Annotated in this window: 23 protein-coding genes; 19 read left to right on the top strand and 4 right to left on the bottom strand. The window is 65.2% G+C overall.

The window, feature by feature from the left end:
• The first annotated feature begins 2 nt into the window (after positions 1-2).
• Genes ACFQU1_RS25535 through ACFQU1_RS25520 form a run of 4 tightly spaced genes read left to right on the top strand, consistent with a single transcriptional unit; the run spans position 3 to position 4,307 of the window.
• Positions 3-1,226 carry an FAD-dependent oxidoreductase gene (locus tag ACFQU1_RS25535; RefSeq protein WP_378138101.1) on the top strand — a complete coding sequence of 408 codons (1,224 nt, stop codon included), beginning with the start codon at positions 3-5 and terminating at the stop codon, positions 1,224-1,226.
• On the top strand, positions 1,223-2,644 hold the full coding sequence (locus ACFQU1_RS25530) for an amidase (protein WP_378138099.1): 1,422 nt from the start codon (positions 1,223-1,225) through the stop codon (positions 2,642-2,644). The genes ACFQU1_RS25535 and ACFQU1_RS25530 overlap by 4 nt, the downstream gene beginning before the upstream one ends.
• Positions 2,641-3,396 carry an SDR family NAD(P)-dependent oxidoreductase gene (locus ACFQU1_RS25525; RefSeq protein ID WP_378138097.1) on the top strand — a complete coding sequence of 252 codons (756 nt, stop codon included), beginning with the start codon at positions 2,641-2,643 and terminating at the stop codon, positions 3,394-3,396. The genes ACFQU1_RS25530 and ACFQU1_RS25525 overlap by 4 nt, the downstream gene beginning before the upstream one ends.
• Entirely contained in the window at positions 3,396-4,307 is a 912-nt protein-coding gene (locus tag ACFQU1_RS25520) for an NAD-dependent epimerase/dehydratase family protein (protein WP_378138095.1), read from the top strand. Before ACFQU1_RS25525 ends, ACFQU1_RS25520 begins: the two co-directional genes overlap by 1 nt.
• Before the next feature lie 47 nt (positions 4,308-4,354).
• Here the strand turns inward: ACFQU1_RS25520 and ACFQU1_RS25515 are convergent, their stop codons facing one another.
• Together ACFQU1_RS25515 and ACFQU1_RS25510 are read right to left on the bottom strand one after the other, a co-directional pair.
• The gene (locus ACFQU1_RS25515) at positions 4,355-5,179 is read right to left on the bottom strand and encodes an IclR family transcriptional regulator (RefSeq protein WP_378138382.1); all 825 of its coding nucleotides are present in this window, start codon (positions 5,177-5,179) and stop codon (positions 4,355-4,357) included.
• Positions 5,176-6,009 (bottom strand): alpha/beta hydrolase, encoded by an 834-nt coding sequence (locus ACFQU1_RS25510; protein WP_378138093.1) that lies wholly within the window; start codon positions 6,007-6,009, stop codon positions 5,176-5,178. The genes ACFQU1_RS25515 and ACFQU1_RS25510 overlap by 4 nt, the downstream gene beginning before the upstream one ends.
• Before the next feature lie 179 nt (positions 6,010-6,188).
• Between ACFQU1_RS25510 and ACFQU1_RS25505 the strand changes: the two genes are divergently transcribed.
• From ACFQU1_RS25505 to ACFQU1_RS25485, 5 genes are read left to right on the top strand one after another with little or no spacing between them, the layout of a single operon-like run.
• Positions 6,189-7,277: a mandelate racemase/muconate lactonizing enzyme family protein gene (locus ACFQU1_RS25505; protein ID WP_378138091.1), complete on the top strand. Its 1,089-nt coding sequence runs from the start codon at positions 6,189-6,191 to the stop codon at positions 7,275-7,277.
• Positions 7,278-7,331: 54 nt separating this feature from the next.
• Positions 7,332-8,441 carry an ABC transporter substrate-binding protein gene (locus ACFQU1_RS25500; RefSeq protein ID WP_378138089.1) on the top strand — a complete coding sequence of 370 codons (1,110 nt, stop codon included), beginning with the start codon at positions 7,332-7,334 and terminating at the stop codon, positions 8,439-8,441.
• A gap of 56 nt (positions 8,442-8,497) precedes the next feature.
• The gene (locus ACFQU1_RS25495; RefSeq protein WP_378138087.1) at positions 8,498-10,162 is read left to right on the top strand and encodes an ABC transporter permease; all 1,665 of its coding nucleotides are present in this window, start codon (positions 8,498-8,500) and stop codon (positions 10,160-10,162) included.
• 4 nt (positions 10,163-10,166) lie between these two features.
• Positions 10,167-11,252, top strand: coding sequence for an ABC transporter ATP-binding protein (locus ACFQU1_RS25490; protein ID WP_378138085.1), 1,086 nt, complete (start codon positions 10,167-10,169; stop codon positions 11,250-11,252).
• Positions 11,253-11,283: 31 nt separating this feature from the next.
• Positions 11,284-12,444, top strand: a complete 1,161-nt coding sequence (locus tag ACFQU1_RS25485) for a mandelate racemase/muconate lactonizing enzyme family protein (RefSeq protein WP_378138083.1) — start codon at positions 11,284-11,286, stop codon at positions 12,442-12,444.
• 15 nt (positions 12,445-12,459) lie between these two features.
• On the opposite strand, the gene ACFQU1_RS25480 is transcribed toward ACFQU1_RS25485, so the two are convergent.
• On the bottom strand, positions 12,460-13,161 hold the full coding sequence (locus ACFQU1_RS25480; RefSeq protein ID WP_378138081.1) for a GntR family transcriptional regulator: 702 nt from the start codon (positions 13,159-13,161) through the stop codon (positions 12,460-12,462).
• A 164-nt stretch (positions 13,162-13,325) separates the two neighbouring features.
• Between ACFQU1_RS25480 and ACFQU1_RS25475 the strand changes: the two genes are divergently transcribed.
• The 6 genes from ACFQU1_RS25475 to ACFQU1_RS25450 all read left to right on the top strand — a co-directional run bounded on the left by ACFQU1_RS25475 (position 13,326) and on the right by ACFQU1_RS25450 (position 20,172).
• On the top strand, positions 13,326-14,285 hold the full coding sequence (locus ACFQU1_RS25475) for a Bug family tripartite tricarboxylate transporter substrate binding protein (RefSeq protein ID WP_378138079.1): 960 nt from the start codon (positions 13,326-13,328) through the stop codon (positions 14,283-14,285).
• Between the two features lie 27 nt (positions 14,286-14,312).
• Entirely contained in the window at positions 14,313-14,783 is a 471-nt protein-coding gene (locus tag ACFQU1_RS25470) for a tripartite tricarboxylate transporter TctB family protein (protein ID WP_378138077.1), read from the top strand.
• Between the two features lie 15 nt (positions 14,784-14,798).
• Complete coding sequence (locus ACFQU1_RS25465) at positions 14,799-16,304, top strand: tripartite tricarboxylate transporter permease (RefSeq protein ID WP_378138075.1); 1,506 nt, start codon at positions 14,799-14,801, stop codon at positions 16,302-16,304.
• Positions 16,305-16,346: 42 nt separating this feature from the next.
• Positions 16,347-17,489, top strand: coding sequence for a mandelate racemase/muconate lactonizing enzyme family protein (locus ACFQU1_RS25460; RefSeq protein WP_378138073.1), 1,143 nt, complete (start codon positions 16,347-16,349; stop codon positions 17,487-17,489).
• 38 nt (positions 17,490-17,527) lie between these two features.
• Positions 17,528-19,039, top strand: a complete 1,512-nt coding sequence (argH, locus tag ACFQU1_RS25455) for an argininosuccinate lyase (protein ID WP_378138071.1) — start codon at positions 17,528-17,530, stop codon at positions 19,037-19,039.
• A gap of 191 nt (positions 19,040-19,230) precedes the next feature.
• On the top strand, positions 19,231-20,172 hold the full coding sequence (locus ACFQU1_RS25450; protein WP_378138069.1) for an AEC family transporter: 942 nt from the start codon (positions 19,231-19,233) through the stop codon (positions 20,170-20,172).
• A 27-nt stretch (positions 20,173-20,199) separates the two neighbouring features.
• On the opposite strand, the gene ACFQU1_RS25445 is transcribed toward ACFQU1_RS25450, so the two are convergent.
• Positions 20,200-21,804, bottom strand: a complete 1,605-nt coding sequence (locus ACFQU1_RS25445) for a GMC family oxidoreductase (RefSeq protein ID WP_378138067.1) — start codon at positions 21,802-21,804, stop codon at positions 20,200-20,202.
• A gap of 249 nt (positions 21,805-22,053) precedes the next feature.
• Here ACFQU1_RS25445 and ACFQU1_RS25440 point away from each other — a divergent pair, with 249 nt between their 5' ends.
• From ACFQU1_RS25440 to ACFQU1_RS25425, 4 genes are all read left to right on the top strand, one after another.
• Complete coding sequence (locus tag ACFQU1_RS25440) at positions 22,054-23,139, top strand: sugar ABC transporter substrate-binding protein (RefSeq protein WP_378138065.1); 1,086 nt, start codon at positions 22,054-22,056, stop codon at positions 23,137-23,139.
• A 96-nt stretch (positions 23,140-23,235) separates the two neighbouring features.
• Positions 23,236-24,279 carry an ABC transporter permease gene (locus tag ACFQU1_RS25435; protein ID WP_378138063.1) on the top strand — a complete coding sequence of 348 codons (1,044 nt, stop codon included), beginning with the start codon at positions 23,236-23,238 and terminating at the stop codon, positions 24,277-24,279.
• Positions 24,280-24,284: 5 nt separating this feature from the next.
• Positions 24,285-25,787: a sugar ABC transporter ATP-binding protein gene (locus ACFQU1_RS25430; RefSeq protein ID WP_378138380.1), complete on the top strand. Its 1,503-nt coding sequence runs from the start codon at positions 24,285-24,287 to the stop codon at positions 25,785-25,787.
• Between the two features lie 20 nt (positions 25,788-25,807).
• Positions 25,808-26,779 (top strand): ABC transporter permease, encoded by a 972-nt coding sequence (locus ACFQU1_RS25425; RefSeq protein ID WP_378138061.1) that lies wholly within the window; start codon positions 25,808-25,810, stop codon positions 26,777-26,779.
• Positions 26,780-26,792: the final 13 nt, after the last annotated feature.

Genomic DNA, 26,792 nt, shown 5'->3' with positions numbered 1-26,792 from the left:
TCATGACGAAGAGACAGCGTGTGGTCGTGGTCGGCGCGGGTATTGCCGGCAGCCTGATCACGGCGGGACTTCGCGGGCAGCACGATATCGATCTGGTCTGTCTCGAACGCGTCGGCCGGGAGGATCACACCGAGGCGGGCACCGGTCTCAATATCGGGCCTAATGCCTTGAAATGCCTGGCGCTGCATCTGCCCGAGAGCGCCGAAGCCATCCGTGCCAACAGCCTGCCCTGGACGCGGTGGACGGTCGCCCTGACCGATGGGCGTCCGCTGATGGACCTTCGCCTCGATACGGTGGCCGACAATCCCGGCGTCCGCATCCGCTGGGCCGAACTCTATACGCTGCTGCGCGAGCCGATCGCCGATCACGTCCGCTACCGCGCCGAACTCGTCGACTGCGGCCGTGATGCGGGCAAGCCCTTCGTCCGCTTCCTCGATAGTGAGTCGGGTTCCGAGAGACGGATCGACGACATCAATCTCCTGATCGCCGCAGACGGGCGCTACTCGCTCATTCGGCAGTTTGTGCTGGGAGGGCCGGAACGCCCCAATTTTCTCGGTGTGTGCCTTTATCGTATGTTGTTTCCGGCTGGTAGCGACTGCCCGATCGGCGACTACAGCCAATGGTTCAACGGGCCTAACCGCCTGTTGGCCTTCCGCGTGCCGGGCGGTTTCGTCTACTGCGCCGGCTCCTTTCCGATCTGGGCCGGCGGCGCCATTCCCGATGCCATGAAGCGACGGGAATTTCTCCGCGCAGCCTATACGCCCGCGGATGGCCCACCATCGCCCGAGGTGGCCTATCTGCTCGACGCCATCGAACGCTACGCCGATCGCATCCATTGGGCGCGTTTGCAGGAGGGGGGCGTCGCCTATGGTCGCGAGCCCGGCATATTGCTCGTCGGCGACAGTGCCCATCCCATGGTGCCGACGCTCGGGCAGGGGGCCACGCAAGCCTGCGAAGACGCTTGCGTGGTCGTGGACGAGGTGAAACTTGCGCTTGCCGAGCACCGGCCGCTCGCGACCGTCGCGGAGCGCGTCGAGCAGCGCCGGGCGGAGCGGGTGCGCTTCGTGGTGGATTTCTCGCGCGCGGCGACCGATACGATGCTCGAAGGGGCTGACCCGGTCGCTGGCACGCTGAAGAAGACCGAAGCCGCTTTTCAAGCAAAGCTTGCGAGACTTTATCGGGATGTGCCGGTTCCGCTGTCTCAGCATGTGGGGGAACTGGCATGAGCGGGACGGACGCGCCGCTGTGGAGCCTGACGGCCGGGGATTTGGCCGCGGGCTATCGCGCCGGCCTCTTCACACCCATCGAGGCGATCGAGGCGGTACTTATGCGCCTGGAGGCCGTCAATCCGGCGATCAATGCCGTGGTGGCGCTCGATCGCGATCGCGCACGGGAAGACGCGCGCCGCTCCGCTGCCCGTTGGCAGGCGGGCGCCGCCCTGTCGGCCCTCGACGGCGTGCCGATCACCGTGAAGGACAATCTGTACCTCGAAGGGTTTCCGGCCACGTGGGGCAGCAGGCTCTATGCGGATTTCATGCCCGACCACGACGAGCCGGCCGTGGCGAGGCTCCGTGCCGCCGGCGCCGTCCTCTTCGGCAAGACCAATGTGCCGGAATTCACGGTGCAGGGCTATACGAGCAACCTACTGTTCGGCACGACACGCAACCCGCACGCACTTCAACGCACGCCCGGCGGTTCCACCGGCGGCGGTGCCGCTGCGGTGGCGGCCGGCATTGGGCCCATCGCGATCGGCACCGACGGTGGAGGGTCTTTGAGGCGGCCGGCCGGTCACTGTGGGCTCTATGCCTTCAAGCCGTCGGCAGGCCAGGTGATCCGTTACGACGGCTTTCCGCAAATCCTTGGGGATTTCGAGGTGATCGGTCCGGTGGCGCGCTCACCCGGTGATCTGCTCGCCACTCACGAAATCCTCGCAGGCTACAACCCCGCCGATCCGCGTTCGCTCGCGTCGCTGGCGGTTCTGCCGCCCTTTGCGGCGGTTCCGAGGGTCGGCTATCTACCCCGTGTCGGGGACAATCCGGTCGATCCAAGCATCGCGGCCGCGGTGGACCGTTTCGTAGCGCAACTGGCGGATGCCGGACTGCCGGTCACGTCGGTGGAGGTGCCCTACGAGGCCGGGCTTTTGGCGGCGGCTTGGAGCACGGTTGCCCAAGCCGGCCTGGCTTGGCACCTCTCGAAAGTGCCGGACTGGCAATCGAAGGTGAACCCGACCGCCCGCGCCATGGCGGAGGAGGGCGCCCGCCGCACAGCCGCCGACATCTTCGATGCCCTCGCCGCCGCCGCTGAGGCGCGTCGGCAGGCAGGTATCTTCTTTTCCCACTTCGACCTGCTGGTGTGCCCGGCAACGGCCGCGCTCGCCTGGCCGGCGGAGGAGGTGTTTCCCTCATCGATCAACGGGCAGGCGGTTGGGCCGCGTGGGCATGCAGTCTTCACAGGATGGATGAATATCGCGGGGCTGCCGGCGGCAACGGTGCCACTTGCCATGACGCCGGACAACGGCGGCATCGGCGTCCAGATCGTCGCGGGTCATGGGCGGGATCGCGACCTCCTCGCCTTCATCGCCACGTCGCCGGCCTTGCGCGAATTCGCGCCCGCTCCCCTCGCCATTCTGGACGGATCGTCATGACGAACTCCCCACATCGCTTCGACGGACAGATCGCCATCGTCACTGGTGCAGGCAGCGGCATCGGACGAGCGGCGGCGGAGGGCTTTGCCGCTGGCGGCGCGCATGTCGCGGTCGTCGACATCAGGGGCGCCGATGAGGCTGCGGCAGAGATCCGCGCCGCTGGCGGTAAAGCCGAGGCGGTGACGCTGGACGTGCGTGATGGGAAGGGCTGGACGGCGCTTGCCGACGATCTCGTCGCGCGTTTCGGGCGCATCGACATCCTCGTCAATAACGCGGGAATCGCCGTTCCGGGCGACAGGGCGGCCGAGGTTGCCGAAGAGGTCTGGGACCGCATTCTGGACGTCAATGCCAAGGGTGTCTGGCTGGGGATGAAAGCCGTCCTGCCGCAGATGCTGGCGCAGCGCCGCGGCAAGATCTGCAACGTTGCCTCCACGGCAGCGCATATCGGCTTGCGCGACGCAGCCGCCTATTGCGCTTCCAAGGGCGCCGTGCTCGCGCTCACACGGCAGGCGGGCGTGCAATATGCGTCCCGGAACGTGCAGATCAATTCCGTCTCCCCGGGCACGACAATGACGGGTCTACAGCGCGACGTGACGGAAGAGCAACGCGCCGCCTTCCTGCCGCTGACGCCGATCGGCCGCTTCGCCGAGTCGCCGGAGGTCGCGGCCGTCGTGCTGTTTCTGTGCTCGGAAGGCTCATCCTTCATGGCCGGCGCCGACGTCAGCGTCGACGGCGGCATGGTCGCGCTCTGATGAATGTGCTCGTCACAGGAGCGGCCGGCCTGATCGGCATGGCACTCCGCCCGATGCTGTCATCGCGCGGACATCGGGTGGTCGCCACCGACATCACCACATTCGGCCGGGACGATCGGGCTCTGCACGTCATGCACCTCGACGATCACTCGGCCCTCGAGGCGCTCATCAGCGGCCGCGATATCGAGGCTATCGTGCATTGCGGTGCAATCTCCGGGCCGATGATGGCCAAGGGCGAGCCGCTGAAGCTCGTTTCTGCCAATATCGACGTGACGGCGCTGCTTCTCGATCTCGCGCGCGAGCAGCAGCTCACGCGGTTCGTCTACTGCTCCTCGATCAGCGTCTATGGCAATGTGGGACCGGAGACGATCACCGAGGCGACGCCGCTGCGCCCGACCTCCGTCTATGGCGCAACGAAGGTCGCCTGCGAACAGCTCATCCAGGGCTTCGGCGAAGATTACGGATTGAGCGGCGTAAGCCTGCGGATCGGGCGCGTCTACGGCCCCTATCGCCGCGCCAATTGCCATCTGGCTTCACTGATCCGCGACGCTCTTGGCGGAGCGGAGACCACGATCCCCTGCGACCCGGGATTCGTCTATCACTATGTTTATGCCGATGATGTCGCGGGCGCGGTCGTGACGGCGCTGGAGGCGTCGGCGTTGGCCCATCGCGAATACAATGTCGGCTCCGGCGAAGCGCTCACCGTGCCCGAGATCGTCGAAGCCGCGGCGCCTTCAATTCCGGACATGCGGGCGAAGCTGGTGCCGGGACAGGACGATGTCCCGGACGTGCAGACGGCTTTCGACATCTCGCTCATCAAGGCCGATTTGGGCTGGGAGCCCGCCTATTCTCTGTCGGCGGGTCTTGCAGCCTACCGTGATGCAATTCTGGCCGGGCGGGCAGCCGCCTGAGAAGCAGCCCTCGCGGCTCCAAACCTTGGCGAGAAATCCTGCCGCGTTCAGTCGGTGAAAAGGGAGTGGGTGTCGGTCTCGGGCGCGGCCATCGCTTGCGCCTGCCAGCCGAGCATCACCGACAGCCGCTGCGCAGCGTCACGCACGGCATCGATGATGGCGCTTTCCTGTTCGGGGCGAACGGTCCGCGCCAGCATCGAGACCGAGATGGCGGCTCGCGCACCGCCATCTCGTTCCAGCACGGGAGCGGCGATGCAGCGCACGCCAAGGATAGCCTCCTCCTCATCCACCGCGTAGCCCTGCTCGCGAATGGTCAGAAGCTGGCGCATGAACGTTTCCCGATCGGTCATGGTGTTCGGCGTCAGCCGGGCGAAAGGCGGGCTGCCGAGCACCTCGTCGCAACGCGACTCCCACGACCATGCCAGCATCGCCTTGCCGGCTGCCGTGCAATGCGCCGGCAGCCGCTCGCCCCAGTGCCCGCGGGTGCCGAGCGGCCCATCGGCCTCTACCCGCTCGACATAGACGATGTCCGACTTGTCGAGCACGGCGAGGTTGGCGGTCTGCCGCAATGCGCCCGACAGCCGGCGCAGCACGATGCGGGCCGTTTCGCTCATGCCGTTCTGGCGCTGATAGGAGCTGCCGACCTCGAAGGCGCCGATTGCGACGCGGTAGCGGCCGGTCACCGCGTCCTTGTCGACGAAATGATAAGCGCGCAGCGTCTCCAGCAGGCGCAGCGCGGTGCTGGGGGACATGCCGGCGCGGCGGCTTATCTCGATGAGGGGGAGCCCACCCCCCTGCGCGACCAGGGTCAGCAGCAAGAGCCCGCGCTCCAAGGTACGCGTGAGCGCCGGCCTTCCCGTTTCCGCGCTCATGTCCGGCTGATGCGGCCTACCCACCGAAGAATCTCCCTGGCAACGACGGCTTCCGCCCCTGTGTAGAGATAGGAAGCACCGGGTAACAATTTGATATTGACCATGGGGCTGGCGGTGAGGTTTTGCGCCGTGCTCTCCAGGAAGCGATTGGCGTCGCGCTCGGGCGTTACTTCCTGTTCGCCGAACCAGGCCAGCACCGGCACCCTGATCCGGGTGAGCGCCGGTGGCTGCTGGCCATCCCCGTAGAGATCGTGACGCAACCTTTCGCGGGCTACATGGACCTGCGCGCTGACGGTGCTCGTCATAATGCCCGGCCTTGTGCCCCAAGGGAGCAGGTCCATGCCCCGCCCCTCCGCCACCATGGCCTTCGCGCGCGCGCTGAGTTCGGGACGCAGCGTGTCGCGGATGATGGAGGCGCAGGAAGCAAGAATGACGCCCCTGACCGCGGGCTCATGATGCTCGGACAGGTGATAGACGATCTTCGATCCTCCGAAGCCGTGTCCGGCGAGGATCAGTCGGTCGTAGCCCTCCGCTTTGGCGAATCGCAGCCAACCCTCGATATCGGCCGTGCATTCCTGCAGCAGCTCCCAGCCCGAGCCGGCGAGCTTGAGCCCGGAGCGGCCGCGCATCCACACCCCGAAATCGCGACCGCGGGTGTTCACGCTCAGAAAGGCGGTACCGCGCGCCGCCACGGCCCGCCCGATGGCGGCATATTCGGGCTCGCAGAATTGCAGATGAATGCCGTGGAACCAGATCACGAGGCTCGGTGCTCGTCGTCCTTCAGGCTCGAAGAGCACGCCGGAGAGGCCGAAACCGTCCGACGATTCCACGAATACCAGCCGTTCTTGAACGTTCGCTATTGCGCCCGTTGTCATGGGGCATTTCATCCAATGAAAACAGATTCCGTTGATTGACACGCGTTCGGCACGCGGTCAATGTCTTTGGAACGAACAACGGGGAGGCCGCGCGGACGTCGTTCCGGCGCTTCCCTGAGAGGGAGATTGCGTCTGTGAAGATCGTCAGGACGGAAACCGTCTATTACCGGTGGCCGCGACCGCAACCCATAACGAACGGCCTTCACACCTATACGGATGTCACGCTCGGCGTGGTGAAGCTGTTCACCGACGAGGGCATCACCGGGATAGGTATTTCCGGCGCGAAGCCGGGCGAGCGAGAACTGATCGCCACCTTCTGCGAACAGATCGTCGGCATGAATCCCTTCATGAGCGAGCAGATCTGGGGCAAGCTCTGGAGCCCCAAGATTTCCGGCCGCCGAGGCCTCGAGACGCGCGCCCTTTCGGCCATCGATTTCGCCCTGTGGGATATCAAAGCCAAGGCCGCGAACCTGCCGCTCTATGTGCTGCTCGGCGGTGCCCGCACCGCCATCCCGACCTATGTCGCCGGTGGCTATTACACGCCCGGAAAGGGCCTCGACGGTCTCGCCGAGGAGATGCTGGGTTATGTCGAGCGTGGCGCTCGCGCGGTGAAGATGAAAGTCGGCGCATTATCGCCGCGCGACGACGCGGCACGCGTGAAGCTGGTGCGCGAAGCAATCGGCCCGGACATCAAGTTGATGGTCGACGCCAACTGCGCTTATCGCTACTACGACGCCATCACCTTCGGCCGCCTCGTCACCGACTATGATGTATTCTGGTTCGAGGAGCCGGTGCAGCCCGACGACTACGAAGGCTTGCGCAAGATCGCAGCCGCCGTTCCGCTCACCCTGGCCTCGGGCGAAAACGAATACAACAAGCATGGCTTTCGCGACCTGATCGCCACCCAGGCGGTCGGCATCTTGCAGCCGGATGCCCGTTACACCGGCGGAATAACCGAATTCATGAAGATCGCCGCGCTCGCTCAGGCGCACGGGCTCGATATCTGTCCGCACGGCGACCAGCAGACGCATCTGCACCTGCTCGCCGCCATCCCCAACGCGCTGATGATCGAGTTCTATCCCAAGGAATTCGATCCGATGTGGGGCAATGTTTATCTCGACACACCGGACCTCAACGAGGATGGCACCGTCACTGTGCCGTCCGCGCCCGGTAACGGCTGCGAGCCCAACGAGAAGCAACTCGCGAAATACCGGGTCAGCTGAACGCGGCTCGCAAGAAAAAGCTCGGTCCATGGAAAACATATTGGGGAGGAAGTAATGCGGAAGCTGCGTGCTGCCTGTATCGCCGGATGCCTCATGATGTCGTCGCTGGTGACGGCGCATGCGGCCCCGCCATCCTATTACCCCGCCGAGTATTCGCAGATTATCGAGGCGTCGAAGAAGGAGAGCGGTCTCACCGTTTATTCTAATATCGCGCTGTTCAACTGGGACCCGATCATCGCTGCCTTCAGGCAAGAATATCCTTGGATCAAGGTGGAGGCGACAGACCTCAACGCCAATGAGGTGTTCGAGCGCTACTATGCCGATCAGGGTGCCAAGACCCACTCCGCCGACATCCTGCTCTCGGCAGCGCCGCTCGCCTGGCTCGAGTTCTTGCCGAAGAACATGATCGAGCCTTACCAATCGCCCGAAATCCCGCATGTTCCGGCCTGGTCGGTGCCTAAGCCGGGCGTCTACACGGTCTCGACCGACCCGTTCGTGCTGGCCTACAACAAGCTGTTGCTGCCCGAGGCGGACTGGCCGAAGTCCATGCAGGACATCGTCGACGTAGTCGGAAAACAGCCGGCGGAGTTCGATCGTCGCCTCGGCACCTACGCGCCCAACGCCAGCGCCTTCACCCAGGCCATCTTCTGGGGCATCGTCAAGCTGCGCGGCGAGACCGCCTATGGCTGGTTCGACAAGATCGGACCGATGTCGGACGTCTATCGCACCGCCGGCCCGATCGTGGAGAAGATCACGTCGGGCGAATACGTCATCGGCTATCTCGTCTCCTCGCAGGCGGTGCTCGGCCTGTTCTCCGATCCCAACCGTGAGAAGCTGATCGGCTGGGCGCTGCCGAAGGACGGCACCGTCATCAACATGCGCAACATGGCGATCACCAAGACCGCCGCGAGCCCGAACTCCGCCAAGCTGATGATCGACTTCCTGCTCTCGAAGAAAGGACAGACTGCGGTGGGGAAGGGCGGTCTCGTCAGCTTCCGCGCCGATGTCGACGACCCGGCCGCCATGCCCGGAGGACTGACCTATGATCGTATGGTGCAGCAAGTCGGCGAGGCGAATGTCTCGCGCGTCGCCCTCGACCCGGAAATGATCACCGGCCTGCCGAAAATCGCCCCCCGCCTCGAAGCTGCCTTCCAGAAGAAGTGATCCCCTCTGCCGCGGCCGGGCGCCCGCGCGCCCGGTCTTCCCGCCGGAGACCGGGAATGACTTTCCTGAACATCCGTTACGCGACTTTTCTCTTCTGCCTGGCCCTCTTCCTGTTCCTGATCTCGCCGGTCATACCGATCGTCTATCAGGCGTTCCTGGATAAGCCGCTCTATGATGCCGGAGGAACGCTGGGGCTCGGCAATTTCGCCCGGCTGCTGCAGGACGGCGCTTTCCTCAGCGCCACCGAGAACACCTTTTATTTCGCTGCGCTCTCCACCCTCATCTCGATCGTGCTCGGCCTGACGCTGAGCCTGATTTTCGAGCGGATGAGTATCCCGCTGCGCAAGACGCTGCGGCTCCTCTTCCTGGCGCCCATCTTCATCTCGCCGCTGATCCTGTCCTTCGCTTGGTCGATGCTCTACGGACCCGGCGGCTATGTTGCACTCTTTATGCGTGCCCACCTCGGCTTCGGGCTTCCGAACCTCTACTCGCTCAGTGGCATGAGCGTCATTGCCGGCATCGCGCAGGCGCCGATCAGCTACCTGTTCTTTGCGGCCGCGGCCGCGAACATCCCGGATGACTTCGAGCGCTCCGCCCGCACCGCCGGCGCCGGTCCATTCACAACCATCTTCACCATCGTCATACCGCTGCTGAAGCCGGCGATCCTGTCCTGCGCGGTGCTCAACTTCATGCTCGTCGTGGACCTACTCGCCGTGCCGCTGATCATCGGCGAGCCGGCCCGCATTCAGGTGCTGGCGACCTACCTCTATACCAAGGGTCTCATCTCGGCTCAGGTCGACTATGGCATCGTGGCGGCGGCGGCGGTGTTTATGATCATCATCGTCCAGTTGCTCGTGTTGCTGCAGACGCGCTGGATCGGCGACACGCGCCGCTATGTCACGGTGGGCGGCCGCGCAGCGAAGACGACGCGCCTGCGCATCGGCTTGGTGGGCTGGGTCGTCACGGCGGTGATCGGCATCTTTGTGCTCGTCACCTCCATCATCCCCACCGCCTTTTTGGTGCTGCGCTCCTTCACCAGCTTGCTGTCGCCGCTGCTGCCGATCAGTGATGTCGTCACCCTCGCTAATTACGAGGTGATCTTCGGGCGCGAGCAGTATGTGCGCAGCATCTGGAACACCCTGATCATCGCCTTTTTCGGCGGCCTCGCCGCGCTGGTCCTGACCTTCGTCGCCGCTGTATTCGCCTATCGCACGCTTCCTTTCGCACGCGGCATCATCGACCAGATATCGGTGATCCCGCGAGCCGTGCCGGGCCTCGTCGTCGGCCTCGGCTTTTTCTACGCTGTAATGCTGATGCCTGGTGGCGACGTGCTGCGGCAGACGCTCCTCATCCTCGTGATCGCTTTCACCATCCGGTATTTTCCGACCGGATTCGGCGCGCTGACGCCCGCGTTCCTGCAGATCGGGGCCGATCTCGACCGGGCAGTGCGGGTCTCGGGAGGAGGTCGCTGGGCTGCGGTGCGGGACGTGACCTTCCCGCTGACCAAGCACGCGCTGGTCGGAGCGTTCATGCTCTATTTTGTACAGTTCTTCAAAGAATATTCCGCCGCGTCGTTCCTGTTCAGTCCGGGCACCGAAGTCATCGGCACGACGATGCTTCAGCTCAACCTCGTCGGCCATCTCGGCAGTCTGGCCGCCTTGGCCGTGATCCAGCTGGCGATCACCGTGCCGCTGGCCGTCTTCATCTATTCGCGTGGATAGGCCCATGACCGCGATGATCACGCTGAACGGCGTCACCAAGAGCTACGGCCAGGTGAAGGTCCTAGATCCGATCAGCCTCAGTATCGAGGAAGGCTCCTTCACCGCCCTTCTGGGCGCGAGTGGGTGCGGCAAGACCACCCTGCTCAACCTGATCGCCGGCCTGGACAGCCCGAGCGGCGGTGAGATCGGCATCAACGGCAGCGTCGTTTATTCCGCGAGCGCGGGTGCGGATCTGCCCGCCGAGCGGCGCAACATCGGCTATGTGTTCCAGTCCTATGCGCTCTGGCCTCACATGCGCGTCCTGGACAACATTGCCTATCCGCTGCGCTTGCGCGGTGTTGGGCGTCGTGAGCGCCACGAGGCGGCGCGGGCGATGCTCGCCCGGCTCGAGCTCTCGGCGCTTGCAGACCGCTACCCTTTCGAGCTGTCTGGCGGCCAACAGCAGCGCGTCGCCATTGCTCGGGCGCTGGTGTTCCGCCCGCAGGTGCTGCTGCTCGACGAGCCGCTGTCGAGCCTCGACGCGCAGCTGCGGGAGCGCGCGCGCACCTGGCTCGCAAAGCTTCAGGCCGAGCTGAAGCTCACCACCGTTCTGGTGACGCACGACCACGTCGAAGCACTTTCGCTCGCCGACCGGGTGATCCTGCTGCGTGATGGCAATGTCGAGCAGGACGGTCCGGCAACCGAAGTCTACGACACGCCGCGCACGGCCTATGCGGCGGACTTCGTCGGCGGGGCGAACACCATCACTGCTACGGTCGAGACCTTCGAGCCGGTGGCCGGGCAGGCGGCGCTCGCGCTGGGCAATGGCGACAGGCTGGTTCTGCCCTCGACCCCGGTCGATCCTGGCAACGAAGTGAAGATCGCTATCCGTCCGCGCAGGCTCCAGGTGCTGGGACATCCGGCATCGGCCAGGACCGGCTCGCTGGTCTTGCCGCTCACGGTGGGCGCGCGATTGTTCCAGGGCAACGACTGGGAGGTCGTCGGCACGACGCCACTCGGCGAGATGCGCGCCATCAGCCCCACGGTTCCGATGAATGGGCCGGTGTTCGTCGGCATCCATCCCGACGATTGCCGGGTCCTGCTGTCCTGATGTCCCAAGCGCCATAATCCGGAGAGGCCAGATGCGCATCGACAAGATCACGCCCATTCTGCTCGACCGCTTCCTGTTCGTCGAGATCACCACCGATAACGGTTTGACGGGGCTGGGCGAGGGCGGTGCCTGGGCCTTCCACGAGGCGACCGTCGGCGCGGTCAACACCTTTGCCGACTATCTTTTGGGCAAGGATCCGCTGCGCATCGAGCATCACTGGCAGTATATGTACCGCTCGGCGCATTTCCGCGGCTCGGCGATCATGGCGGCGCTCAGCGCCATCGATATCGCGCTTTGGGATATCGCCGGCAAGCATTTCAACGCTCCCGTCCACGCCCTGCTGGGCGGCAAGGTCCGCGAGAAGGCGCGCGCCTATTACCACGTGTTCGGCACCACCAAGGAGGAGCTCTTTGCCGGCGTCAAGGCGGCGCGCGATGCCGGCTTCACCGCGGTAGGGCATCTCACCCCGTTCCTCGATACGCCGCGCGAGGAGCCCTACTACCAATCCTATGCGCGCAAGATTCACGATGCGGTCGAAACGGTGCGGCAGTATCGCGAGATCGCCGGCCCGGATGTCGATCTATGCATCGAAATTCATCGCCGAATGACGCCCTACGAGGCGGTGCAGTTCGGCCGTGCGATCGAACCTTACTATCCGCTCTTTCTGGAAGATCCGGTGACCCCGGACAATCTCGACGAGATGGCCTATGTGGCGGGTAAGCTCGGCATCCCGATCGCCACCGGCGAGCGCCTGACCTCGCTCTGGGAATTCCAGATGCTGATTGCGCGGCAGGCCGTGCAGCTCGTGCGGCCCGACGTCTGCATGGTCGGCGGCATCTCCGGCGCGCGCAAGATCGCCGCGCTCGCCGAGGCCTCGCATATCGGCATAGTACCGCACAATCCGCTCAGTGTGGTGTCCACGGTCGCCTGCCTGCAGATCGCCGCCGTCTCGCCGACTTTCGTGCTGCAGGAGTTCCCTGCCGACACCTGGAGCGACAAGACCGACAAACGCCCCGACTTCGACCAGCTCGTTACCGGCGCGCCGCGTCACGACGGAGCCGGCTTCCTCGAGATCAGCGATGCGCCAGGGCTCGGCATCGCCCTCAATCCGGACGCACTGACGAAATTCCCCTATCGGCCGCGCAAGCTGAAGACGCGGCTGCACCTCGACGGTTCGGTGGTGGATCAGTAGGCCCCCATCGGCAAGTCAGCCACCGTGTGGCTCCAGCAGGTGGCCGGCCTGCTTCATGCGGACCAGCAACCGGTCGCGGGCCTTGTCGAGATGCTCGAAGACCGCCTGGCTGCAAGCATCGGCATCGCCCCGCGCCATGGCTTCGATGATCCGGGCGTGCTCGGCGATGATCGGCGCCCGGTCCAGCTGGACATGGGCATCCACGGTCTGGGCGACGGTGCGCACGATGCGGGTGCGTGCGTCGACCATGTGCACCGCTTCGGGGTTGTCGGCGAGCGCGTGGATGCGGTCGTGAAAGTCGATGTTGATGCGGAGTATCGGTTGGACGTCGCCGGCTCTCACGGCTGCTGCATAGCGCTCGTGGATCGCCCGCAGCTGCTCGATGTCGACGGGTTTGGCATGCTCGGCGGCGCGCCGCGCCAGCATCGTCTCGATGCCGATGCGGATGTCGTACATGTTGCAGATATAGCGCTCCGTCAGCGCCTCGATACGAAATCCGCGGTGCGCCAGCGAGACGAGGATGCCTTCACCCTCCAGTTGGCGCAGGGCCTCGCGGATAGGCATGTGGCTCACGTTGTAGCGCGAGGTCAGCATCTCGATCGTCAGGTGGTCCCCCGGCTGAAAGCCGTGGGCGATCAAGTCGCCGATGATGGCGCGCTTCACTCGCAAATAGGTGGGTTCGTTGAGCGGCGGTTTGCCGGTGGCAAATGGGTCCATGCAGCGATTTCCCGTTGGGCCGTGGCTGGCCGTCCATCACGCTAGGATTGACTCGATTTGCTATTTGCGCAAATCTCAAAAAATAGAAACTTCGCTCTTATGCCGAAAGACGAGAACGGGAAGGCGATCCCGCTACAACCCGGTTCCAATGGAGGAGACCCGAAATGCTTCAAGGCCCCACGCGTGCTGGGTTGGTGCTTGCCGCCATCGTTCTCAGCCCTTTTTCCGTTCCTGCCTTTGCCCAGTCCTATCCCACCAAGCCGATTGAGATAAACATCACCTATGGTGCGGGCGGCGGCGTCGACCTCAACTTCCGTGCCTTTGCGCCCTTCCTGGAGAAGGAGCTCGGCCAGCCCGTTGTCATCGTGAACCGCGGCGGTGCCGGTGGCGTCACCGGCTGGACCTTCATCGCCCGCGCCAAGCCGGACGGCTATTCGCTCGGCAATTATAACCTGCCGGCGCTGAGCGCGAACTACGCCACCGGCGCGCTGCCCTTCGATCCGGTCGAGAAGCTTCAATATCTCGGCCAGATCGCCTTCGACCCGGTCGTCGTGGCGGTCAGCGGCAAAAGTCAATTCAAGACGATTGCCGATGCCGTCGAGTTCATGAAAAAGAATCCGGGTGGCCTTTCCTATGCGGCGACCGGCATCGTCAGCTCCGACGCGCTGACCGCGAAGTCGATCGAGGTTGCGGCCGGCGTCAAGTTCCGAATCGTGAACTTCGACAGCGGCAAGGAGGCGATCACCGCTGCCCTCGGCGGGCATGTCGATGCGGTCGGCCTGACTGTCAGCGAAGCCATGCCTTATGTGAAGGACGGCAGCCTGCGTGTCATCGGTGTCGGCGGCGACCAGCGCGACCCGCAGATGCCCGACACACCGACTTTCAAGGAGCAGGGCTTCGAGATCCAGTTCAACGGCTCTGCCCGCGGCGTGACCATCGCTGCCGGTGCACCGCCGGAGGTCCTGGAGAAGCTGCGCGCGGCGGTCAAGAAGATCGCGACTTCGCCGGGATATCCGGAGAAGGCGAAGGAACTCGGCCTCGCAGCGGTCTACGCCGCACCGGAGGAGGTCGAGAAAACCATTGCCGGACAGATCGAGTGGCTCAAGGCTAATCTGAAGCGCTGATCGCGCCTTGCCAGGTCGCGCCGACCAATGGCGCGTCCAGGCTTTCCCTTCACGGTAGACGCCATGCGCAATCTCGAACGCTATCTCGCGCTCATCCTTTTCGGGGTGGGCGCCATTGGGATCTATGCCGCCAGCGGATTGTCGCTCTGGGAGGAATATACGGTCGGTCCCGGCGCCGCACCCATTGCGTATGGCGCCGTTCTCGCGGGCTGCGCCGCCGCGGTCGCGCTGAGGCCGATCTCGTCCGGGCCGATCGAGTGGGGGCCCTATTTCCCGCGCGCTGCGCTGCTGCTGGTGCTCGCGGCGGCTCTCGCCTTCTCCGCAGACTATGTCGGCTTTACGGTGGGACTGTTCGTCTTTTCTTTCGCGGGCCTCGCCTGGGTAGCGCGGCTGAAGATTCATTATGCGTTCGCGCTCGCCTCCATCTGGATTGCGATCCTCTACTTCGTCTTCGTTCACCTTCTGAACATTCCCTTCCCGCGCGGCGCCTGGCTCTAGGGCGAAGGATTTCGCATGGAACATGATGTGCTCGCCTCCCTGATGGGCGGCTTCGCGCGGATGATGGACTGGCAGATGCTAGGGGCCTGCCTCGCGGGCACCTTCGCTGGTACGCTGGTTGGCGTGCTTCCTGGCCTCGGCCCCTCCGCCGCCATCGCCGTGCTGCTGCCCATCACCTATGGCGCCGAGCCGCTGTTCGCGCTGGTTGCCATGGCGGGCGTCTATGTCGGCGCCATGTACGGCGGCACGATCACCTCGGTCATGCTCAACGTGCCCGGCGAAAGCGCCTCGGTCGTCACCACCTTCGATGGCTACCCGATGGCCCGCCAAGGCAAGGGAGCCCTCGCCCTCGGGCTGGCGGCGATCGGGTCGTTCCTCGCTGGTACGCTGGGCCTCGTTTTCCTGACGGTCGTTGCCGTGCCGCTGGCGAGCGTGGCGCTCAGCTTCGGGCCGCCGGAATATTTCTCGGTGATGATCTTGGCCTTCGCCCTGGTCGCATCGCTCACCGGCAGCAGCCTGTTGAAGTCTACGCTGGCGCTGTCATTGGGCCTGCTGGTCGGCACCATGGGCCAGGACGTGGTATCCGGCTTTCCGCGCCTGACCTTCGGCAGCATGGAATTGCTCGACGGCGTCAACTTCCTCCCCGCCGTGGTCGGCATGTTCGGTCTTGCCGAGGTGCTGCAGGACATCGCCAGCCCGTCGTCCTTCCTCCTGGACAAAGCCAACCGCTTCCGGTTGCGGGCACTCATTCCGACGCGCGCCCAACTGCGCGAGACGATCGGCAGCATGTTCCGCGGCGGCCTGCTCGGCTTCTTCGTCGGGGTATTGCCTGGCGCCGGTGCGACCATCGCGAGCTTCCTGTCCTATGGCATCGAACGGCGCCTTTCCAAAAAGCCGGAGCAGTTCGGCAGGGGGGCGCTATGTGGCGTCTCGGGTCCGGAAGCGGCGAACAACGCTGCCAGTTCCGGGGCCTTCGTGCCGCTGCTCGCTCTCGGCATTCCCGGCTCCTCCACCACTGCGGTACTGCTCGGCGCCCTCGTGCTGCTCGGCATTCAGCCCGGCCCGCGCCTGTTCACCGAGCATCCCGACGTGGTGTGGGGCCTTATCGCCAGCCTTTATATCGGCAACGTAATGCTGCTGATCCAGAACACGCTCATGGTGCCTTTCTTCGTGTGGCTGCTGCGCGTTGCGCAGAAGGTGCTGCCGGTTGTTGTCGCGACGCTGTGCTTCATCGGTGTCTACAGCATCAACAACTCCATGACCGACATATGGATCATGCTGGTGTTCGCCGTGCTGGGCTATCTGTTCAAGCTCGCCGACATACCCGCCAGCCCGGTGATCATTGCCCTGGTCTTGGGACCGATTGCGGAGAATTCTTTCCGGCAGTCGCTGGTCATCTCGGCCGGCTCGCCCGTCATCTTCGTCTCCCATCCAATCTCCGTCACCCTGCTGCTGCTCTCGGCGGCGACCTTGCTCTATCCGCTGTTCCGCCGTGGACGGGGCATGGCCGAAGCCGCCTGACAGTTCTCCGGCCGATCTGAACCGACCCAAGCGAGGATCACCATGCGTATCACCGATATCAAAGCCTTCCCGATCTCCTCGCCCATTCCGCCGGACAAGCAAAATCGGCTGGGCATCGGGCGGCTGGCCAAGCGGGATGCCGTCCTCGTCAAGGTATTCACCGACGAGGGGATCATCGGCTGGGGCGAGGCGCATCACGGCCGCAACCCGGGCGCCGTCGCCAATATCGTCAACAACACGATGCACCAGCTGGTCGTCGGCATGGACCCGACCGACACCGCTGCCATCTGGAGCAAGGTCTACAAGGCGCAGATCGCCAGTCACGGTATGGGCGCCGGCTCAGTGATCGCGCTCAGCGGCGTCGACATGGCGTGCTGGGACATCAAGGGCAAGGCTGTCGGCTGGCCGGTCTACAAGCTGCTCGGCGGCGGCGACAAGCCGATCCCGGCCTATGCCGGCGGTGGCGGCGCGCTGGGTATCGGACGCGGCCCGGAGGCGCTGGTGGACGAAGTGGCCGCGCTCGCCGAGAAGGGTTACAGGGCCGTCAAGCTGCGTATCGGCGACACCGTAGAGAAGGACATCGCCCGGGTCGCGGCGGTGCGCAAGGCCTTCGAGAAGATCGACATCCTCACCGACGCCAACACCGCCTATACGCTCGACGATGCACGCCGCGCCATGCCGGCGCTCGCCGAGCTCGAGGTGTCGTGGCTGGAGGAACCGTTCTCTCCGAACGACTATCGGTCCTACGAGGTGGCGTCCAAGTTCAGCTCGACGCCGCTGGCGCTGGGCGAGAACTGCTACACCCGCTTCGAATTCGTGAAGCATGTGGAAGCGGGGGCGGTGCGCATCTTCCAGCCGGATGTCGGCAAGACCGGCGGCTTCACCGAAATCATGCGCATCGCCGCAATGGCCTCCGCGTGGAAGGTGATGATCCACCCGCATGGCGGCGTCACCGGGCTCGATCTGGCGGCGGGCATCCACGTGCTCGCCTCGATCGATAACGGAGGTTACTTCGAGGCCAGCGAGGGCTACAACCCGCAGCGCGAAGCGCCGTTCGACCGGGCGCCCTACGAGCTGGACGCCGATGGCTGCGTGCGCCCGCTCGACCGTCCCGGCATCGGGCTCGAGGTCGACGAGGCCTTCATCGCCGCCAACCCGGTGATCGAGGGGCCTGGTTTTATCTGAGGCCGGCCGCACGCCCGCGGAACGAACAGGAGAAGGCCATGAGCGAAGAGAAGGTTTCGCTGCGCGAGCGCGTGAAGCTGCCCCCGGCGCAGGCGCTGGTGGATGCCTATTACCGGCCCGCCATTTCTTACGGGGCCAAGTATCTCTTTTCCGAGGAGATGCGCATCCATCTCGCCCATGGGCTGATGCTGGCACGCCAGGATATCGTCTCCAGGGACGACATCCGTCAGACGCTTCATATCGTGAGGGAATTGCGCGCCGCTGGGCCGGAAGCGCTCGATATCGACTATCTCCAGGAGGATCTCTACTCCTATTCGGAGCGCTATATCGTCAGCCGCCTCGGACCGGACATCGGCGGGCGGCTGCACACGGCGCGCAGTCGCAACGACCTCAACATCACGTCCTGGCGGATGGCACTGCGGCGGCGGCTGGTGCAGGTCGCGGCCGGATTGAACCGCCTGCGCGGCGTTTGCCTGCGCCTCGCCACCGAGCATGCCGACACCGTTATGCCCGGCTATACCCACACCCAGCATGCCCAGCCGATCTCGCTCGGATATTATCTTCTCGCCTATGCCGACATGCTGGAGCGCGATGCCGAGCGGGTGGCCGGCGCGCTCAACCGCTGCGACCGCTGTCCGCTGGGCGCCGGCGCCCTCACAACCACCGCCTTCCCGATCGACCGCGACTATACGGCCGGCCTGCTCGGCTTTCCGCGGCTGCTCGAGGTCGCCTATGACGCGGTCTCGTCGCGTGACGATGCGCATGAGGCGGTCGCCGCGCTGGCGATCATGATGACGGGGGTATCGCGCCTCGCGACTGACCTGCAGGAATGGAACACGCTGGAATACGGCTTCGTCGAACTCAGTGACGCTTTTTCCAGCGTCAGCTCAATCATGCCGCAGAAGAAGAATCCGCAGGGCCTCGAATACATCAAGACGGCCGCCGCCTATGTGACCGGCGCCGTCGCGACGGTGCTCGCCTGCAGCAAGAACACACATTTCGCGGACGTGAACGACGGTGTCACCGGCGTGAATCCCGCGACCATGGATGCGACTGAGCGGTCCATGCTGGCGCTTGCCGTCGCGGAGGGCGTGCTCGAAACGCTCACCCTGCGCCCCGAGGTGATGCTGCGTTCCGCCGCCATCGGCTTCGGCACCGCGACCGAGCTCGCCGACGTCATTGTGCGCGAGACCGGGCTGTCCTTCCGCAAGGCACACAATATCGTCGGGCGCGTGGTGCGCGAGGCGCTGGAGAGCCGGCGCACCGCGCCGGAACTCACCGCGCAGGATTTATCCGCTGCAAGCGAGGCGCTGTTCGGCGAGCCTTGCGTCATCTCGGAGGAGGCGGTCACCAAGGCGCTCGACCCGCGGGCCAATGTCGCCGCCCGCACCGTCCGCGGCGGCCCCGCGCCGCAGGAAGTCACGCGCATGGTCGCCGAACGCCGTGAGAGGCTCGCGGCCCATGAAGCGGCGGTCGCGGCGGTCAGTGCCCGTCTCGCCGACGCGGATGCGCGTCTCGAGCACGAGCTGGATGCGCTTCTCAACGATTGAGGAGCTTTGAGCGGTCCTTCGCGACGTGCTGAAGCGATCCCGAGGAGCAATCCATCATCGCCCGTTCGAAGCGACTCGCCGGCGCGAAACGCGCGATGCGCAACAGGCCGCAACGACAGCGGAAAAGAACATTAGAAGGTATGAATATCGCGTGCTAGGGCTCGCCCGGTCCTTCCAATCGCCCCGTGCCGATGCTCTCCACGCTTTCCATCGTTCTGCCTGTCTTCGCACTGATTCTCGCCGGCTGGCTCGCCCGGCGCCTCGGCGTGCTCGGTCCGCATGCGACCGGCGAAATCAACCGTTTCGTGGTCTATCTCGCTTTGCCGGCGCTGCTGTTCGACGTGGTGGCGCACGCCGAATGGGCGGACCTGTGGCAGCCCGGCTTCATCGCCGTCTTCGGATCGAGCACGCTGCTCGCTTTCGTCGCGACGCTGGTGCTTCGCCTGCACGGCCGACGGCCTCTGGCCGATGCCGCCATCGACGGTTTGAACGCGTCCTATGCCAATACCGGCTACATCGGCTTTCCGCTCGCCCTCATGGCCTTCGGGCATGATGCCCTGGCGCCGACCACTGTGGCGACGATATTCACCGTCTGCATTCTTTTCGCTATCGCCATCGTGCTGATCGAGACCGGTTTGCAGACGGAGAAGCGGCCGGCGCATCTGGCCATCAAGGTCATGCGCTCATTGATTCGCAATCCCCTGCTGGTCGCCCCGGTGCTGGGTGCCCTCGTGCCGCTCTCGGGAGCGAGCCTCGCTGCGCCGATCGAGGCTTTTCTCAAGCTGCTCGGGGGGGCGGCCTCGCCCTGCGCGCTCGTCGCCCTCGGCCTCTTTCTCGCGCAGACGAAGGCGGCGGAGGAACGCGATATCGCATCGACGGCAGTGCTCGTCGGCATCAAGCTCATTGTGCAGCCGCTGCTCGCCTGGCTGCTCGCGGTCTTCGTCTTCAAGCTGCCGCCGCTCCTTACCCATACGAGCGTGCTGCTGGCAGCTCTGCCGACCGGAACTGGCCCCTTCATGCTCGCCGAATTCTATCGGCGGGAGGCGGCGGTAACCTCCAGGGCCATCTTGGTGTCGACCATCATTGCGACGATCACCTTATCGGCTTACCTCGCCGTCGCGGAGCGGCTTTAGGCTCGGCCGATGGTTCTCTCTGAGTGGCTATGCGGTCGCGGCGAGGGCCACCCGGTTGCCGCGGACGAGGTCCGACGCCTTCTCCCCGATCATCACGGCCGCAGCATTGGTGTTGGACGAGATCAGCCGCGGCATGATCGAACTGTCGCAGACCCGGAGGCCATCGATGCTGTGAACGCGCAGTTGCGTGTCGACGACAGCATCGGGCCCCGTGCCCATGCGGCAGGTGCCGACCGGATGATAGGCCGTGCGCGCAGCTTGCCGGGCGAAGGCCGCGAGTTCGGCGCGCGAGCCGACGCCGCTGCCCGGAATATGCTCGCGCGCGATATAGGGCTTGAAGGCGGCTTGGGACATGATCTCCCGGCTCGTGATGATGCCGTCGACCGTGCGTTCGAGATCATAGGGATCGTCGAAGCAGTTGGGATCGATGATCGGCGCTGCCGCCGGGTCGGCCGAGCGCAGAGTCACGGTGCCGCGCGAGCGCGGCCGCGTATGATAGGAATTCAAGGTGCAGCCGTTGCCGCCCGGCACGCCGCCGATCCCTTCTTCCACGCCCGCGCCGGGCAGGAAGTGGAACTGGAGGTCGGGCGTCGCCTCGCTGCGGTCGCCCCACCAGAAGGCGCCGGCCTCGACGATATTCGAGGTCACCGGCCCCTTGTTGAAGATCTTGTATTCAAGCCCCGCCATGAGCTTCCAGCCGAGCTTCTTATACTTGTCGTAACTATAAGGGCCGGTGAGCTCGTAAACGAGGTCGACATTGGTGTGGTCCTGAAGGTTTTGGCCGACGCCGGGGAGGTCGGCGATCACCGGGATGCCGAGCGCGGAAAGATGCGCCGCCTGGCCGATGCCCGACAGCATCAAGAGCTTCGGCGAGCCGATGGCGCCGGCGCTGACGATCACCTCACGCTCGGCGCGCAGGGTCTTCGGGCGGCCGTTCTCCACGAGTTCGACGCCGACGGCGCGGTCCTTCTCCACCACGATGCGCGTGATCAGCACTCCGGTGCGCAGGGTGAGATTGGGGCGGCCGAGCGCCGGTTTCAGATAACCCGTCGCGGTGCTGCAGCGTCGGCCGCCGCGGGTCGTCGTCTGGTAGACCCCGACACCGGCTTGGCTCGGACCGTTGAAGTCCGGGTTATACGGCAGCCCCGCCTGTTGCGCAGCCTGGACGAAGATCCGCGACAGGAGATGCGGCGAAGAGGAGGTGACGCCGAGCGGCCCGCCATTGCCGTGATAGGGGCCTGACAAGGTGTCGTTGTCTTCCGACCGGCGGAAATAGGGCAGCACGTCCTCGAACGACCAGCCGGTACAGCCTTCTTCTTTGGCCCAGGCGTCGTAGTCTTCCGGGCAGCCGCGGGTGAAGACCTGGGCGTTGATGGAGCTGCCGCCGCCGAGCACGCGCCCTTGAGGGTAGATCATCGTGCGGCCACCGATCGTCTTGCCCGGCGCCGTCTCGAATCCCCAAGTGAGCGGGCCGCCGGTCATTTTGAAGAAGCCGACGGGCATGTGGATATAGGCATCCGTGTCGCGCGGTCCCGCCTCGAGGAGCAGGACGGAGACGTCGGGATCTTCGCTGAGGCGGGCGGCCATGACGCAACCGGCCGAGCCGCCGCCGACGATGATATAATCGGGCATGGCTCCTCCCTCGGCCGCCGCGGTCGCCGACCGTTCGGAACGCCTCGCCCGGACGGAAAGAGGCCGTTCGATCGCCGCAGCGTGCTCAAAACGCCCGGCAGCTTCTCAGGACCCTTGTGCCGCGTCAACAGGAAGAATATGCTCATCCTGTTGAAGGGTTGTCTGACGACTGGATAACCTCGGCGATAATAATCACGCCCGCGTGGCTGCCGCATGCGCCGGGCACGAGACCTTCTAGGGAGGTTCATGATGGCTTCTTTCGACGCGACCCATTCCGGCGGGCGTTTCAGCCGGCGTGGCTTTCTCGCCGCCGGCGCGGCCGGCATTGCCGCTGCGTCCCTGCCGCGGAGGCTCAGCGCGGCGACCCCGCCGGTGCTCGTTACTTCCATTCGTTCCCTGTCCAATCCCTATCACGCGGTGTGGAAGCAGGGGGCGGAGGCCTTCGCCAAGTCGGTCGGCGCCGAGCATGTGACGCTCGTCTCGGAGGGCAACAGCGAGAAGGGCATCGCCGATATCCGCGCCATGCTTGCCAAGACGGGCGGCCATATGGTGCTCAATTCCGATCCCAACGACACGCCGGATGCGCGGCCGATCGTCGAGGCGGCGACCAAGGCCAAGGCCTATGTGGTCACCCAGTGGAACAAGCCGTCCGATCTCCACCCCTGGGATTTCAATCCCTATTACATCTCGCATATCGAGTTCGACGGCATCGCGAGCGGCAAGCAGATCGCCGAGATCCTGTTCAAGGCTATGGGCGGCTCCGGCGGCATCGTGGCGCTCGGCGGCATGATCTCGACCACCGCGGCCATCGAGCGCAAGAAGGGCCTCGATGCCGCGCTCGCCGCCAATCCCAATATCAAGCTGCTCGATTTCCAGGTCGCCAACTGGAAGGCGACCGAGGCCTATACTATCACCTCCAGCCTGCTGACGCGCTTCGGTGACCAGATCAAGGGCATCTGGGCGGCCAATGACGACATGGGCACCGGCGCGCTCGAAGCGTTGCGCGGGGAGGGGCTCCAGGGCCAGGTGCCGATCGTCGGCATCGACGGCATCAAGGCGGCGGTCGATGCCGTCAAAAGCGGTGAATACGCCGCCACCATCACCTCTGATCCGTTCTGGCAGGGCGGCATGGGCCTTTCGCTGGGCTACCATGCCGCGATGGGCACCTTCGATCCCGCCAAGGAGCCGAAGGATCATCGCGAGTTCTACGGCAGGGTGACGCTGATCACGAAGGACAACGTCGCCGAATATTACAAGACCCATATCGACGCCCAGCCGGTGATCGACTGGAACGACATCTGGGGCCGCTGCACCGGCCAGATCCGCCCGAGCTGACCGCAAAGCGAGGGGAGCGGCCTCGCGCCGCTTCCGTCCTTCGTTGGCGGAGCCGGCCAAAGCCGGTCCGCCCGCTGTTCATCGCCTGTTTTCGGGATGGCTGCCGTGACCTTGCAACCCGAACATGTCTCGACTTCGTCCCGGGCCGGTGAAGCGCTGGCGCCGTCCGTCCGGCCGGCCTGGATCTTGCCGAGTGGCCGCTTGTTGCGGGCTGCGGCCCCGGTGCTGGTGCTCGCAGCCCTCTGCCTGCTGATCACCATCGCCAATCCGAATTTCATCGAGACCCGCAATCTCATCCGCATCGCCAATTCGGCGGCGGTGCCCTTAACGCTCGCCATGGGTGCGACCTTCATCATCCTGCTCGGCAGCATCGATCTGTCGGTGGAGGGTGGGCTTGCCATCGCCGCCATGGTGCTCGTGCTGCTCGCGGCCAACGATGCCAATGGCAACGATTTCGGCTGGCTGGCGGTGATCGCCGCCATTGCAGCGAGCAGCCTCATGGGGCTCGTCAGCGGCGTCGTGCAGACGGGGCTCAGGATCCCGTCCTTCATGGCGACGCTCGGCATGTGGTTCGTGGGCCTCGGGATCGCGACCGTCATGCTCGGCGGTTCGGCCGTGCGTCTCATGGACATGAATTTGCGCGGGCTGGCCCTGACGCGCGTGCTCGACTTGCCGCTCGCCGTCTGGATCGCCTTCGCGGCCTTCCTGCTCGCCGTCGTCATCCAGTATTTCACCCGCCTCGGTCGACACATCGTCGCCATCGGCGGCGGCGAGGACGTGGCGGAGCTCTCCGGTGTCAATCTGAGGCGGGTGCGCATTGCCGCCTTCACGCTCGCGGGCTTCTTCTATGGGATAGCCGGCGTGCTGGCGGCCGCCCAGCTCGGCCAGTCGAATCCCGTCATCGGCGATGGTCGCCTGTTTGCGGCGGTGACCGCGGTGGTCGTTGGCGGCACCGCGCTGACCGGCGGCGAGGGCGGCGTGATCAATACGCTCGTCGGCGTGCTGATCGTCGCGGTGCTCGGCAACGGCATGATCCTTCTCGGCATCTCGCCTTATGTGCAGCAGACCGCGCAGGGGCTGATGATCATCGCGGCTGTGGCGATCTCGCTCGATCGCGTCCGCCTCAAGATCGTCAAGTGACCGCCATGCTCGTCGCTTCACGCCTGAACAAGTCCTTCGCCGGCGTCCATGCGCTGAAGGACGTCGACATGGAAATTAGACCGAACGAGGTGGTCGGGCTCGTCGGCGAGAACGGCGCCGGAAAATCGACGCTGATGCGTATTCTTTCGGGTACCCAGCAGCCCGACGACGGCACGCTGAGCCTCGATGGCGAGCCGCTCCGGCTGCGCAGTGCCCGAGATGCCGGGGCCCACGGCATCGGCATGGTCTTCCAGGAACAGTCGCTCCTCCTCAATATCTCCGTGGCCGAGAATATCTATCTCGGTCAGGAGGGTGAGTTCACGCGTTTCGGCATTGTCGATTGGCGCGCCATGCGCGCCGCAGCCCGCCGGCAACTCGCCAAGATCGGCATCGATCTCGACGTCACGACCCGCACCTCGGAACTGACCTTCGCCGCCCGCCAGATGGTCGAGCTCGCCAAGGCCTTGACGCTCGAGGAAAGCACGAAGCGGCCGCTCGTCATCCTGCTCGATGAGCCGACCTCCGTGCTCGGCCGCGCCGACGTCGAGGTGTTGTTCGCTCGCGTGCGTGCGCTGAAATCCCGCGCCAGCTTCGTTTTCGTCTCCCATCGGCTCGATGAGGTGCTCGAGGTCAGCGACCGCATCTATGTGATGAAGGACGGTTGCGTGGTCGCCGAGCATCGCGCGGCTGCCGTAACCGGCCCGCAGCTCCATGAGATCATGGTCGGCCGCGGTCTGCACGGCGAATACTACAAGGAGGGTCGCCAAGCAGCTCCCGACGAGGCGCTCCTGCTCGAAGCCAGGGGGCTCACCGTCAAAGGCGCTTTCCGCGATGTCGATCTCACGCTTCGCGCGGGCGAGGTCGTCGGCATCGCCGGCGTCGTCGGCTCGGGCCGTGAGGAGGTGACACGCACGATCGGCGGTTTCCTCCCGCAGACCGGGGGTGAGATCCGGGTGAATGGCGAGCCGGTTCGCTTCACCACGCCCGAACAGGCGGTGAAGCGCGGCATCGGCTATATCCCGCGCGAGCGGCGGGTCGAGGGCCTCGTGATGTTCCTGTCGATCGCCACCAACATCACCCTCGCCAATCTCGGCGCGGTCATGCGCGGCGGCGTCATCGACCACGGCCGTGAGCGGGCGCTCGCAGAGGATTGGTTGAAGCGCCTCAGGATCAAGGCGCCGAACATCGACATCGCCTGCCAGAAGCTCAGCGGCGGCAATCAGCAAAAGGTGGTGCTCGCCCGCTGGATGACGGCCGGGTCGAAGATCCTGATCCTCGATCATCCGACCCGTGGCCTCGATGTCGGCGCCAAGGAAGAGGTCTACGAGCTCGTGCGCGACCTCTCGGCCCAAGGCGTCGCCATCCTGCTCATCTCCGACACGCTCGAGGAGACGATCGGGCTCGCACACAGGGTCATGGTCATGCGCGACGGCGAGGTGACCGCCGCTTTCGAGGCTCCGCCGGGCGGCAAGCCCGACCAGGTCGATATCCTGCGCGAGATGGTGTGAGAGCAAGACGAGGTGCCCCCATGTTCAGCCTGCCGTCCCTGATGAGCCGCAACGAGGTCTTCGCGCGGTTCAGAGGCGTCGCACCGATCGCTCTTCTCATCGCGCTGGTCCTCGGGGTCGGCATGGCCGCGCCGGGCTTCCTCAGCGTGAGCACACTCACCGTGCTGCTCTCCGACACGGCCGTGCTCTTCATCCTGGCGACGGGGGTTACCTTCGTCATCATGCTCGGCGGCATCGACCTGTCGATCCAGGCGCTCGCCTCGCTCGCCAGCGTGCTGCTGGCCCGCCTGCTGCCCTCGATGGGGCTGTCCGCCTATCTCGTGGCGCTCGCGGCCGGCCTTGTCTTCGGCATTGCGAGCGGGCTCGTGCATGTGCGTCTGCGCGTGCCGTCCTTCGTCGCGACGCTCGCCACCGGCGGGGTCGTTGCAGGGCTCGCGCTGCTTGCCGCGGACGGGCGGGCCATCACCATCGAGGAGGCCGGGCGCGCGCACACCGCCTGGATCAATGCACGACTGTTCGGGGTGCCGAACGTCGTCATCATCGCGGCCGTGGTCGGCGTCGCGGCCTTCCTGGTGCAGCGCTACACCCGGTTCGGCCGCTACAGCGTCGCCGTCGGAGCCGGCGAGCCGGCAGCCCTGGCAGCCGGCATCAATGTCGATCGCACCAAGGTCATCGCCTTCGCCCTGTCCGGACTTCTCGCCGCGCTCGCCGGCGTGATCCTGGCGGCGCGCTTGTCGAGCGGCTCGCCGACGCTGGCCAACCAGCTGCTGCTGCCGGCGATCGCCGCTGTGATCGTCGGTGGAACGGCGATCACCGGCGGGCTCGGCAATGTCGGCCGCACGGCGGTGGGCGCCTTGATCATCTCAATCGTCCGCATCGGCATGACCTTCATCGGCATCAATATCTTCGCCGAGCAGATCATCTTCGGCACCGTGCTCATTCTGGCGGTTGCCATCACGATCGACCGCAGCAAGATCGCGATCATCAAATGAACGGGGATGCGCG

This window comes from Chelatococcus sp. GCM10030263, assembly GCF_042666455.1.
Lineage (GTDB): Bacteria > Pseudomonadota > Alphaproteobacteria > Rhizobiales > Beijerinckiaceae > Chelatococcus.
Note: the sequence above shows the minus strand (reverse complement) of the source record. Positions and strands in the feature narration are given on the sequence as shown.